The 12279-nt window shown below is 40.5% G+C and carries 9 protein-coding genes and 1 pseudogene; 2 read left to right on the forward strand and 8 right to left on the reverse strand.

Translation table 11 applies throughout. The annotated features are described in order from the left end of the window. The first annotated feature begins 114 nt into the window (after window positions 1-114). Window positions 115-321 carry a spore germination protein gene (locus LRP81_RS20105; RefSeq protein ID WP_230504492.1) on the forward strand — a complete coding sequence of 69 codons (207 nt, stop codon included), beginning with the start codon at window positions 115-117 and terminating at the stop codon, window positions 319-321. A 36-nt stretch (window positions 322-357) separates the two neighbouring features. On the opposite strand, the gene LRP81_RS20110 is transcribed toward LRP81_RS20105, so the two are convergent. From LRP81_RS20110 to LRP81_RS23510, 8 genes and pseudogenes are all read right to left on the reverse strand, one after another. Continuing rightward, window positions 358-1812, reverse strand: a complete 1455-nt coding sequence (locus LRP81_RS20110; protein WP_230504494.1) for a CoA-acylating methylmalonate-semialdehyde dehydrogenase — start codon at window positions 1810-1812, stop codon at window positions 358-360. A 27-nt stretch (window positions 1813-1839) separates the two neighbouring features. Beyond that, window positions 1840-3036 carry an iron-containing alcohol dehydrogenase gene (locus tag LRP81_RS20115; protein ID WP_230504496.1) on the reverse strand — a complete coding sequence of 399 codons (1197 nt, stop codon included), beginning with the start codon at window positions 3034-3036 and terminating at the stop codon, window positions 1840-1842. Between the two features lie 148 nt (window positions 3037-3184). Beyond that, window positions 3185-4975, reverse strand: coding sequence for a sigma 54-interacting transcriptional regulator (locus tag LRP81_RS20120; RefSeq protein ID WP_230504498.1), 1791 nt, complete (start codon window positions 4973-4975; stop codon window positions 3185-3187). A 328-nt stretch (window positions 4976-5303) separates the two neighbouring features. After that, window positions 5304-6308, reverse strand: a complete 1005-nt coding sequence (locus LRP81_RS20125; protein ID WP_230504500.1) for a LacI family DNA-binding transcriptional regulator — start codon at window positions 6306-6308, stop codon at window positions 5304-5306. 89 nt (window positions 6309-6397) lie between these two features. Continuing rightward, window positions 6398-7684 (reverse strand): histidinol dehydrogenase, encoded by a 1287-nt coding sequence (hisD, locus tag LRP81_RS20130; protein ID WP_230504502.1) that lies wholly within the window; start codon window positions 7682-7684, stop codon window positions 6398-6400. 55 nt (window positions 7685-7739) lie between these two features. After that, window positions 7740-8501: an SDR family NAD(P)-dependent oxidoreductase gene (locus tag LRP81_RS20135; protein ID WP_230504504.1), complete on the reverse strand. Its 762-nt coding sequence runs from the start codon at window positions 8499-8501 to the stop codon at window positions 7740-7742. After that, entirely contained in the window at window positions 8473-9441 is a 969-nt protein-coding gene (locus tag LRP81_RS20140) for a 3-hydroxyacyl-CoA dehydrogenase family protein (protein ID WP_230504506.1), read from the reverse strand. The genes LRP81_RS20135 and LRP81_RS20140 overlap by 29 nt, the downstream gene beginning before the upstream one ends. 139 nt (window positions 9442-9580) lie before the next feature. Then, window positions 9581-9892: pseudogene (locus LRP81_RS23510) on the reverse strand (SMI1/KNR4 family protein); the annotation flags it as partial. Between the two features lie 645 nt (window positions 9893-10537). On the opposite strand from LRP81_RS23510, the gene LRP81_RS20145 reads away from it, so the two are divergent. Further along, window positions 10538-12115: a PulJ/GspJ family protein gene (locus tag LRP81_RS20145; RefSeq protein WP_230504508.1), complete on the forward strand. Its 1578-nt coding sequence runs from the start codon at window positions 10538-10540 to the stop codon at window positions 12113-12115. The last annotated feature ends 164 nt before the right edge of the window (window positions 12116-12279 follow it).

Here is a 12279-nt window from a genome sequence, read left to right on the forward strand (position 1 = left end):
ATACGAAATGTTAGTTGAATTTTCTACCTGTAAATTCCACGACTGTCCATTTCTAAACAGTGTAGGATTACATAATTTATCATAAACCCATATGCTTGTTTAACGGAGGCTCTAATGTATAATCAAATAAATATTTATAACCTGCATGTAAACGGAATGACGCAAAATGCCAATATTAATACTGGACATACCGTTCAAAATAGTCATACAGCAAACTCCAAATTGATTGGTGTTACCTTCTCAGTGGGGAATTTCTCTCCTGTTTGTGCTAAAAATATTATTGTAGCCAAAAGTGTGAAACAGAGAGAAGAAGAATCATAAAAAAGAGCTGCCATTATTTTAGCAGCTCTTTTTCACTTACCAACGCGCAGTTAGCATTTTTCTTCTTGTATAAAATTCTACCCCGTCTGATCCGTTGGCATGGAGGTCGCCGTAGAAGGAATTTTTCCAGCCTGAGAATGGGAAGAAAGCCATTGGTGCAGGTACTCCTATGTTAACACCGAGCATTCCGACTTCGATGTTTTCTCTGAAGTAACGAACATTGCTGCCGTTTTGAGTAAACAAGCATGCACCGTTTCCGAAGTCGGACTTGTTGGTAAGTACGATTGCTTCTTCGAGATTTTTCACTCTAACGATTGATAGGACTGGTGCAAAAATTTCATCCTTCCAGATTTTCATTGATGGATTGACATAATCAAAAATGGTCGGTCCAATGAAGTATCCTTGTTCGTGATAAGCTTCGTCTTTGCGGCCATCACGAACAAGGGCAGCACCTTCCTGTTCTCCACTTTCAATATAGCTGCTTGTGCGCTCTTTATTTTCCTGGCGAATTACTGGACCTAGGAAGACATCTTCATCCAAACCATTACCAATGGTCAGCTGGTTTGCTTCTTCATTTAATCTTGCAACTAGCTTATCTGCGACAGAATCCACCGCAACCACGACGGAGCATGCCATGCATCTCTCGCCTGCGGATCCGTAAGCTGCCCCAATTATTTCTTTCACTGTACCGTCAAGCTCCGCATCAGGCATGACAATCGAGTGGTTCTTTGCGCCAGCAAGAGCTTGAACTCGTTTGCCTTTTGCTGTTGCGGATTTGTAGATATATTCTGCAACTGGCTGGGAACCGACGAATGAAATCGCAGGGACATCCTTATGCTCAATCAGGCCATTTACTACATCATGTGCACCATGGACAATATTGAATACGCCAGCTGGAAGTCCTGCTTCAGTAAATAGCTCTGCCAGGCGGTTAGCTAGGATAGGTGTTCTTTCAGATGGTTTTAATACGAATGTGTTTCCACATGCAATGGCCAGCGGAAACATCCAGCACGGAACCATCATCGGAAAGTTAAAAGGTGTAATTCCTCCAATGACACCAACCGGATAGCGATACATACCCGATTCAATATTCGTTGCAATATCAGGAAGCTGTTTCCCCATCATCAAGGAAGGCGCACCTGCAGCAAATTCTACACATTCAATCCCCCGCTGTACCTCCCCATATGCTTCTTTAAAGCTTTTACCGTTTTCCTTTGTAATTAATTCCGCTAGCTCATCCCAGTTATCTGTTAATAGCTGCTGGTATTTAAATAAGGTTCTTGCTCTCTTTGGCACCGGTGTTTTACTCCAAGTTTTGAATGCTTCCTTTGCTGCCTGAACAGCTATATCTACATCCACTTTAGAGGATATCGGCGTTTGCGCAAGCTCCTCTCCAGTCGCAGGATTTGGCACAACTTCGTACTTATCCGTATTTGCATCCACCCATTTCCCATTTATAAAATTTTTCAATACGTTTGTTGTAGTAGTCATCTTTATTTCCCCTTTCCTCTTTTCGTGTTAGACTTTCTCTTCCTCTGTAGCAAGCTGATAATCATAGCAAGTGCGGTATAGCTCTGCTAATTCGTCCGCTGTCGGCACTCTCGGGTTATTTGCAGGACTTCCAGATTCTATTGCGTCCGCTGTCATTTTAGCTACAGCATGCTTAAATGCCGTCTCATCAATCCCCCAGCCTCTTAAGTTAGGAATCCTTAATTGTAAGCACAGTTTTTTAATAGATTGAACCGCAATCTCTGCCGCTTCCTTATTGGAAGGGCTTTCATTTTCCGGTTCAAAGATACGGCCAATATCCGCCAAACGATCCACACATGCTTCCTGACTGAATTCCAACACTGCTGGCAAAAGCATGGCGTTCGAGATTCCATGTGGCACATGGAATAATGCCCCAATCGGACGACTCATGCCATGCACTAGACATACCGATGCGTTTGAAAATGCCATTCCTGCCTGGAGCGCTCCCAAACTCATCGCCTCACGGGCATCGATATTTTCCCCATCACTATATGCCGTTAAAATATTCGCCACAATCAGCTTCATCGCTGATAATGCGATGCTGTCTGTCATCGGATGTGCTTTTCTGGACAAATAGGCTTCCACCGCATGACTTAGCGCATCCACTCCAGTTGCCGAAGTAACACTTCTCGGTGAAGATAAGGTCAATATCGGATCAACGATTGCTACATTTGGCATAAATGCTGGCTGTTTGATCATCATTTTGACATCAGTGGAAGAACTCGTAATCACCGTTACATCTGTTGCCTCTGAGCCTGTCCCTGCAGTAGTAGGTATGGCAATATGAGGAATAGGTCGTTGCGTCGCAAGCTTCTTACCCCCCATATAATCACCAATATAACCACCATTTGTCGCGAGGACAGCAACGGCCTTTGCTGTATCGATACAACTTCCGCCACCTACGGAAATGACGAGATCACATTGTTCTTTTCCAAAAAGCTCAAGTGCTTCTGCGACATAATCATCTGTAGGCTCAGAAGCTACCCCCAGGTAAATGACACTCTGAACATTCGATGCTTCAAGATACGTTTTGCACTCATCGACATATCCTAATTGATTCATAATTTGATCACTAATGATTAAAGCTTTACTCCCTCTATGCGCTGCTTCCTCTCCCACTTTCTTGTGAGAGCCTCTGCTATAAAAAATAGCTTCTGGAGCGCGGAAAATCGCTATATTTTCCATTCATATCCACCCCTTTTGTTTTGTCACTATTCTTCTTGCAAGGAGCGTGCCAACATGGAAGGGCTATGATATATATGTTTCAATTCCAAAAAATGTAGCAACTACACTACAGTTGTAGATTATTTGCAGGGAAAACACTACACTCACCTCATACTATTCCGTGTTTTCTTAACTTCTGATAAAGGGTCGTTCGATGAATGCCTAGGAAATCTGCTGCTTTGGATTTATTTCCGCCAGCCTTATTAAGTGCCTCCAGAATTAACTCTGACTCTCTTTTGTTTCCAATGGACTTTGCTTCCTCAAGTAATCCTTGGTTTATCTTTTGTTGAAAATCTTCCTTGCTTTTCAGCATTTCTGGAAGATGATGATAATCGATCACTCTTCCATCCGTAAGTGTCACAAGCTGTTCTATCGTGTTGACCATCTCTCTGATGTTTCCATTCCAGGAATACTGGATAAATGCATCCACCGCGTCCGATTGAAATATTTTTGCGGGCACCTGATACCGCTCACATATTTCTCTTAAATAATGGATCAGTAAAACTGGAATATCCTTTTTCCTTTCACGCAACGGAGGGATGTGCAATTGAATAATGTTCAAGCGGTAGTATAAATCCTCACGAAAGTCGCCTTTTTCAATCATTTGCTTTAGATTGCGGTTCGTCGCAGCTATGACCCTTGCATTGATTTGGATTTTCTTTACTCCCCCTACTCGTTCCGCTTCCTTTTCTTGAAGCACTCGCAGCAGCTTTGTCTGCATCACCACTGGCATATCTCCAATTTCATCAAGAAATATCGTCCCGTTTTTTGCAAGCTCAAACTTCCCTGGTTTGCCACCTTTTCTTGCCCCAGTAAATGCACCTTCTTCATACCCAAATAATTCAGATTCAAATAAATGCTCTGGAATGGCACCACAATTCACGCTAATAAAAGGACCGGTTGAAAAAGGGCTGAGATGATGAATGCTTTTGGCAAACATCTCCTTCCCTGTTCCACTTTCACCTGTTATCAACACCGTTGCAGAGGTTCTTGCCGCCTTTCTAGCCAGCCGCTTAACCGCCATGATTCCCTCACTTGTACCAATAATTTGGTCTAGTGTAATCCGGCTATCTTTCTCCTTCTTTTTTGTAAGGGAATCGTCTTTCTTCGTTTGACTCTCCTGAAGCTTTTCATAGATTTTATACACCTCTGTTACTCCTTCAAAAATCAACATCCCGATGGCGCCAGCAATCCTGCCATTTTTCCAAATCGGAATCCGATGGACCACCATATCTTGACCTTGAATGTTTTGAAGAACGCCTCTTTCTGCAAATCCCGTTTTTACGGTCTCATGAAGATGGGTATTATCTATTACTTCCGTCACATGCCGACCAATCGCATCTTCACGGCGTATTCCAGTAAACCGGCTATATGCTTCATTAAATTCCTGCAAAATGCCATTTTCATCGACTACCGCAATCCCCTCATACGCTGTTTCCAAAATGGCTCCAAGTGCTGCGGAAGAATGTTGCTGATTCAGCTTATACATATATTTGGACACGCCGTCGAGAATATCCCGTGCTGTTAAGATGCCGACTAGCTTGCCACTTTTATCCATGACTGGAAGTTGATTATATGGCAAGGAAAGTACATCAAGAATAGAATCCTCTGGGCTGACAGTTGCTAAACTTGCTTTTGGAATACTGCTAATCTGTTCCTCTCCCCCATTGCCTTGTGCAAAAAAATGGAGAAGCTTTCTTGAAGTAATCAAATTTAGCAGAAGTTCCCCTTCATCAACAACAGGTAACCAATCCAAACGAAACTGCACCATCATGTCAGAAGCATCTCTTAGTGTCTTCCCTGGTTGGATAAAATAAGGGTTTGGCGACATCCAATTTTTCACTTGGAAAAGCTCCTCATGTTGAATATTCAGCTTTTCATCTAGCTTAGATAACGACATGCAAACTCCTCCTTTCGTTTTCATTTTCTAACGTATAAGAAAACACCATTCTGCAAATGAAATGGTGTCAGACTGCAGACAATCTCGAGGTAATAATTCGAGGCTGTCTATCGTTTTTGTGTACCTGTATCAAATCCGTTGATTTTTCATTCCAGGCATTGCGCTTTAAGCGGGTGGTCTGGGTGGCTCCCTGACGCAAAATGCACATAAGTGAGGTCTCCCTTGTCCCTTCCTTCAGCCGGAGTCTTCATGCCTTCCATTTTAATCAACTGAATTTTTACTTCCAAAACTTAATTCTACCGTGTAAAAAGTCAAAATAAGACAAATGTCATCTTCTATCCATAACTGATCCTCTTTCGGCCAAATGCCCTTCTACTTTATGGATGATAGGTGCATTTTCATTCCCGTTTATCTGTTCCAGCAATAGATGGATGGCGTCCTTTACCATTTTATCAACGGGCTGATGCCAGGTAGTTAAGTGATATGACACCCAATCAGACATGGCTACATTGTCAAAGCCAACAACAGAAATATCCTCTGGAATTCGGATATTTTGTGTTTTCAAATAATCCATTGCACCAAAAGCAGAGACATCATTGGCACAAAAGATGGCATCAATCGTATGATCACGTTCTAATAATCTTTTGGCTGCTGTAAAGCCTCCGTCATACGAATAAAATCCGTTTTCTGTCAAAAAGAAATTAATACCGTGAACAGCTAAAGCCTCTTCGAATCCCTTTAATCGATCAACAGTTGTGGATGTATTCATCGGTCCAGAGATGAATGCGGGATTTTTATGGCCTTTTTCCAATAAGTAGTCCCCAATCCTTTTTCCTGCTGTGACGTTATCACATACAACTGCATTACTTATAGAATCATTATCATATCGATTGAACAAAACGACCTTGATGCCATTTCGGGTAAATTTCTGGACAGTAGATGAGGTTAACAGCGTATCTGTGATGATCGCTCCTTCTACACTGTATTCGATTAAGTGACTCACCTCATCATCAGAAATTTCGTTATTATGGGAGTTAATAAACATCACTTTATACCCTTTTTCTGCAAGCTTTGCATAAAACTTATCCAGTACTTCGGGATAAAATGGGTTTTGGATGTTTCGCATCACTATACCGATGATGCCGGACTGGTTGGTGATTAGTCCTCTTGCAATAGCATTTGGTTGATAGCCCAACTGTTCTGCTGCCTCTAGAATGAGCTTCTTCTTTTTTAATGAGATACTGGAATTTTTACTAAATGCCCTAGAAACGCTCGCTTGTGATACTCCTGCCAAACGAGCGACATCTATGGCTGTTATTTTTTTTTGTTTCAATGTCGTTCCCCCTGCCTGTACGTAGACAGAAAAATTATAACAAATTTCAATGTATAATTTATTGTGCTTTTCCGTATTAAGATAAAAGCTTACTTATTTACAAGACTGCTATAGCGCTTCACGCGAAGATCTGCCTGTGCCTGATGTCCTTTAAAGCCCTCTATGTCACATAAGCGAGAAGCATATTCTCCAATTTTCACACTCGCTTCAGGAGTGGTTCTCTGGTAGGTGCATGTTTTTAGGAATTTGCCTACCCATAGACCACCAGTATAGCGGGCTGCTTTTTTCGTTGGCAACGTATGATTCGTACCAATTACTTTATCCCCGTAGGCAACGTTCGTTTCTGGTCCAAGGAATAGTGCACCATAGTTTGTCATATTTTCTAAAAAGTAGTTCGGATCTTCCGTTAAAACCTCGACATGCTCGTAAGCCAATTTGTCTGCTTCCACAACCGCCTCTTCCAGACTATCAACTAGAATAATAGATCCGTAGTCCTTCCATGCTACACCAGCAATATCAGCTGTCGGAAGAGTTTCTAACTGACGTTCAATTTCCTCGACTGTTTCGTCCGCCAGCGTTTGTGAAGTCGTAATAAGTGCTGCAGGTGAGTTTGGCCCATGCTCCGCCTGCCCTAAAAGGTCGGTTGCCACCATCTCCGCATCAGCTGTTTCATCTGCAATGACTAGCACCTCGGTTGGTCCAGCAAACAAATCGATTCCAACTTTTCCATACAATTGGCGCTTTGCTTCTGCTACAAAAGCATTGCCCGGCCCAACTAGCATATCTACTGGCTCAACTGTTTCAGTACCAATTGCCATGGCACCCATCGCTTGAATTCCACCTAGAATATATATATCATCCGCTCCGGCAAGATGCATCGCGGCGACTGTTGCAGATGGAATTTCTCCTTTAATAGGAGGCGTGCAGGCAATTACTCTTTTAACGCCAGCTACCTTCGCGGTCAATACACTCATATGTGACGATGCGACCATCGGATAGCGACCACCTGGAATATAGCACCCTACACTGTTTACCGGAATATTTTTATGACCAAGGAACACACCGGGCAATGTTTCTACCTCTATGTCCTTTAATGCAGCCTTTTGATGTTCCGCAAAATTACGAATTTGTTCTTGTGCGAATTTAATATCACTAATGGTTTGCTCAGGAACAGACGCGATAATTTCTTGAATTTGATCGTCAGTTAATTTAAATTGCTCCGGTGACCACTTATCATACTGCTCGGAAAGCTTGCGAATTTCTGCATCACCGTTATGTTCAATATTTTTCAAAACCTCACTAACCGCTTCTCTCACTTTTACATCTGCTTCCTGTACCTCTTGGTCATTTTTACCCTGTTTTAAAATTGTTGCCATGTTAATATCCCTCCTTGAATACGTATGCAAAAATGATGTTACATGCCATTTCAATTTAAATCGCAGTCCAGCCGCCATCTACTTTTATCGTATCGCCAGTAATGAATTTTGATAGATTAGAAGAAAGGAAAAGCGTTGCTGCGGAAACATCCCTTGCCTCAGCAAGCTTTCCTAGTGGAATTCTGCTATAGACTTCCCTTTCAAACTCTTTATTCTCAAACATCTTTTCCGTTAGTTCTGTCTCAATAAAGGTAGGAGCCACTGCGTTAACATTAATTCCATATTCTGCCCATTCCACCGCAAGTGCTTTCGTTAGTTGCACCATGCCTCCTTTACTTGCACAATAAGCAGCACGGTTAAAATAGCCGACAAAAGCCATTTGGGACGCTATATTAACAATCTTGCCTGATCTACTCGGAATCATATATTTAGCAGCTTGTTGACTACAGAAAAAAGCTGCTTTCAAGTTCGTATCAAGGGTCAGATCCCAATCCCCTTCCGTTACTTCCAACGCAGGCTTAGCCCTATTAATCCCTGCGTTATTAACGAGCACGTCAAGCGATCCCATATAATCCACTGCTGTTTCTGTCATTCTTTTAATCTCCGAAACTTGATTAAGGTCTGCGGATACATAAAAGCTGTTGGGGTTAATTTTTATTAGCTCCTCATTTGTTTGGCGGAGTGTGTCTTCGTCCCTACCAACTATCACTACATTTGCTCCACTACTTGCGAAGGAAAGAGCTATATCCTTACCGATTCCTTTACTTCCTCCTGTCACGATGACCGACTTATTCTCGAGATCCGGAAAATTCCTCATTACATTCCTCCACAGCTAAATCCTTTTTTAAAAAGCGAATAAGCTCAGCTTCCCTTTCCTTATTATATTTTCGTGAAAAATCCTCATCCCATTTGTAAAAGCCTTCACCAGACTTATCCCCGAGCTTTTGTTCAGCAACTAGCATCTCTAGAATTGGAAGAGATTCTCCTGCATTTGATAAATGACCGAAAAGATAATCAGAAATAGCAGAGAACACATCAAGCCCACCCATATCTGCTGACAGTAATGGACCAGTTACAGGCAGCCTGCGTCCGATTCCATATGTAACGGCATCATCAATATCTTCCTTGCTGGCAATGCCTTCCTCTAACAGATACTGCGCTTCACGGAATAATGCGTATTGCAGGCGATTCCCCACAAATCCTGACACTTCCTTCTTTACTTCAATTGGTTTTTTCTTCATAAGCTTTAGAAGTTGGAAAGATCTTTTAACTGCTTCATCTCCAGTCTTTTCACCTCGTACCACCTCAACTAGTGGAATTAAATGAGCTGGATTCCAAAAATGAGTTACCACCGTTCGTTCTGGATCGTTCGTTTTTGAAGCAATTTCCGTTGGGCTTAAACCAGATGTATTGCTTGCAAGTATGACATCTGGAGCACAAAGAGCGTCAAGTTTATGAAACAATTCGATTTTCAACTCAATATCCTCGGGTACTGCCTCAATAACAAAAGTCGCATCCTTCACTGCCTCTTCCACTGAAGTAGTTAGTTGGATGTTGTCCTTTAGTTTGCTTGCTTCTTCTTGAGATAAAACACCATTATCAATCATAACCTCCAGCTTTTTCAGCATATTAGTCCATCCTTGCTCCAAATCAGAGTCACTAATACCTTGCATCTTAACACTTAACCCAACCCACGCCGCATTAAGGGCAATGGAATGTCCCATCGTCCCACAACCAAGTACAGCTATTCTTTCCATACTTCCACCAACTTTCTGAAATTTCTGTGTTTTGAATACGTATTCATCATAATATGAAAGCGTTTTATTTTCAAGGATTTAGATGGTATCAAAAAACACCATTCTTCAAATTGAATGGTGTTGAAGAAATCACTGCTATTTAGGTCCATTCCCAAAAGTTTGAACCATTGGAAACAATAAAAATGTCCAAGAATGTTTCAAAGTTCATGTTTAATGGTTCCTTTTCTAAATATTCTATATAGATATACTTTTGACTACCACTGCTATTTTTGATCATCAGGTGATTTTCATATACATATCCGATTGGATAAAACTCATTATCCCACTGTAAATAGCGCTGAACTTTTCGGATTTTTTCAAAGGAATAAAGGATTAATCCTCCACCAACATTTGTTTTCCCAAGATACAATTCAAACAGCTTAGCACCGTTGTGATGTGATAAAAATGTTTCATAATCTTTAGGAACATACTAATTATTCTGCTTCTTTATCGGCACCCTCATTAAACCTTTAACCAACCGTGTGAATTTCTCCTTCACGGCCGATGACTGCCATTTATGATTAGTGTCTAGTTGGGATTTTAGTGTACATAAGGTTTTTAATAAGAACATAGTTGATACTCCTTCTTATATCAATATACCTTGCAAAAACAGTCGATAATTCCCGAAGCGATATCACTTCCACCATCACAACACGAAAAAAACAATTGATCAAACGTTTGTTTAAAAATAGGTATTTTAGAAAAATCACTTGTTTTATGAAAAAGAATATTTCTACCAACGTAGGGACTTATCTAATAATTTTCTTTTACACATTGCTTTGCTTAATATAGATGATTTGTAAGGCAATTGTATAAAACTCAATTATTTGTAGTTCAAATATAGCTTAACTTTTTCAATAATAACTTCCATGGGTACATTTAATCTCTATTTTCAATTAAAAACAATATACCAACTCCTAATTTTTAGTATAATACTATTGTAGGAAGAAATAGGAGAATTTCATAAGATTTTACTGTTTTGTAGGATATATATACTTCTATTAATTAAAAAAACCATTTCCATTATAACTAGCTAAAGTAAAGTAGGTGAGCTTGTGTGCTAAAACGAAAGATTGTCGATGAATCGGGTGTAACACTGTTAGAATTACTAATAACTTTAGGTATCTTAACCTTTTTAGGAACATTAACCTTTGGTGTTTTTGCGTCAACGATGAATTATAACGAAAAGACACAATCCCACATAAATTTAAGACAAGAAGCAAATATCGTGGTCAGTACTTTACGAGCTCAGCACCAGCAAGATGAATACTCCTTTTGCTCTGATAGTTTATTAGCGAATGACAATATAACTTTTCATGAACTTACCATCTCTGATTCTACTAATATCATGTCTAAAGAAGATCCATGCGCTTCCTTTCAATCCTCCGAGGACTTGAACGTCAAATTCACTATTATGGATTATCAAAATAACAACTTTGAAATTGATACTATTATTAGTGGAAGAGCCTCACTCGTGGTAACAGATATAGTTTTACCGAAGCCTGGAAATCCTGGTACTGAGAACCCTGATACCGAAGAACCTGGTACTGAAAACCCTGGAACCGAAAACCCTGGTACTGAAAACCCTGGAACCGAAAACCCTGGGACCGAAAACCCTGGCACTGAGAATCCCGATAATTTTTATGATTATTTAGTAGGTGAGAATGTGTTTGTTTATGGAAAAAGTTTGGAATTCCAAGGAAACCAGATGATTGGTCCAGACGCCACAATGGTTATTTTCGGGGATTTATTTGGTAATAAAATTAATGGAGGAGCATTGAGCAGGGTTTCAAATATTTATATAGATGGAACCGTCGAATTCAATGGAGGCGGCGCAGGGTTAGGCTCCAATACGAATCCTGGTGCTATATATGTAAACGGGGATTTCCTATTAAAAAGTGGTGGACGTAATGTTTATGGCGATGTTTATGTAAAAGGTAATTCCACTCTAAAAGATGCTACCCTTCACCAGAAGCTATTCATTGGGAAGAACGCTCAATTAATAGGAGGAACCTTCCAGAAAGACATATTTATTGATGGGAACGCCCATATAAAGGATGCGAATATTCAAGGAAACGCTTATATAAAAGGGAATGTCACGTTGGACTGGACGCCTAATTTAGGTCATAACACTACTGTCTTTTATGAAGGGACACTAACACATCCAGAGAACATGAGTCCTACTTTACTTTCTAAATTCAAGAAAGTAATAACGATACCTAATGCACCGAATGCGGATAACCTAGAATTTGAAATGCCACCTCTTCAATCAAGTCAGTGGTTTGCCCAGAAAGGCTACTCCCAGCAAATCAAACCAGACAACATGAAGTATTATGGTGGGAATGTTTCGATCAATAGCTATTATGATAATTCATTAAAAAGGTGGGTAAATTCTTACCAAAATGCAACGGTGATTAGTACAGGGGATATCAATGTAAACGGTGGGGACTTAAAAATGACAGGAATACTCATTGCTCCTAATGGAAAAGTTACCTTCCATGGTAGTTCTTTTGAAGGTCTTGTCATTTCAAAAGAGGGATTTTTTGTTTCAAGCGGAGGAACAACGGTCACCTTTAGAAATATCCAGGATTACATTAAAGATGTGCAGGATTTCCCATTTAAAATAGACCAATAGAATTAAATAATGTTAAAGGGGCTGGGACAAAAATGTTTTAGTCTAAGACAAAACCGAACTTATTTGAGTGATTGATCAAATATGTTCGGTTTTTTAGTATAAAAATATGCTTTTTGATTACACTAGCGGTTGATTGGAGGGCAAGACGTAGACTCCTGCGGGAG

This window comes from Sutcliffiella rhizosphaerae (assembly GCF_917563925.1).
In the GTDB taxonomy this organism is placed as follows: domain Bacteria; phylum Bacillota; class Bacilli; order Bacillales; family Bacillaceae_I; genus Sutcliffiella_A; species Sutcliffiella_A rhizosphaerae.

Bases quoted from the DNA above. Each gene is read 5' to 3' on its own strand.
- LRP81_RS20105 (WP_230504492.1), top strand. From the start codon at position 115: ATGTATAATCAAATAAATATTTATAACCTGCATGTAAACGGAATGACG.
- LRP81_RS20110 (WP_230504494.1), bottom strand. From the start codon at position 1,812: ATGACTACTACAACAAACGTATTGAAAAATTTTATAAATGGGAAATGG.
- LRP81_RS20115 (WP_230504496.1), bottom strand. From the start codon at position 3,036: ATGGAAAATATAGCGATTTTCCGCGCTCCAGAAGCTATTTTTTATAGC.
- LRP81_RS20120 (WP_230504498.1), bottom strand. From the start codon at position 4,975: ATGTCGTTATCTAAGCTAGATGAAAAGCTGAATATTCAACATGAGGAG.
- hisD (WP_230504502.1), bottom strand. From the start codon at position 7,684: ATGGCAACAATTTTAAAACAGGGTAAAAATGACCAAGAGGTACAGGAA.
- LRP81_RS20135 (WP_230504504.1), bottom strand. From the start codon at position 8,501: ATGAGGAATTTTCCGGATCTCGAGAATAAGTCGGTCATCGTGACAGGA.
- LRP81_RS20140 (WP_230504506.1), bottom strand. From the start codon at position 9,441: ATGGAAAGAATAGCTGTACTTGGTTGTGGGACGATGGGACATTCCATT.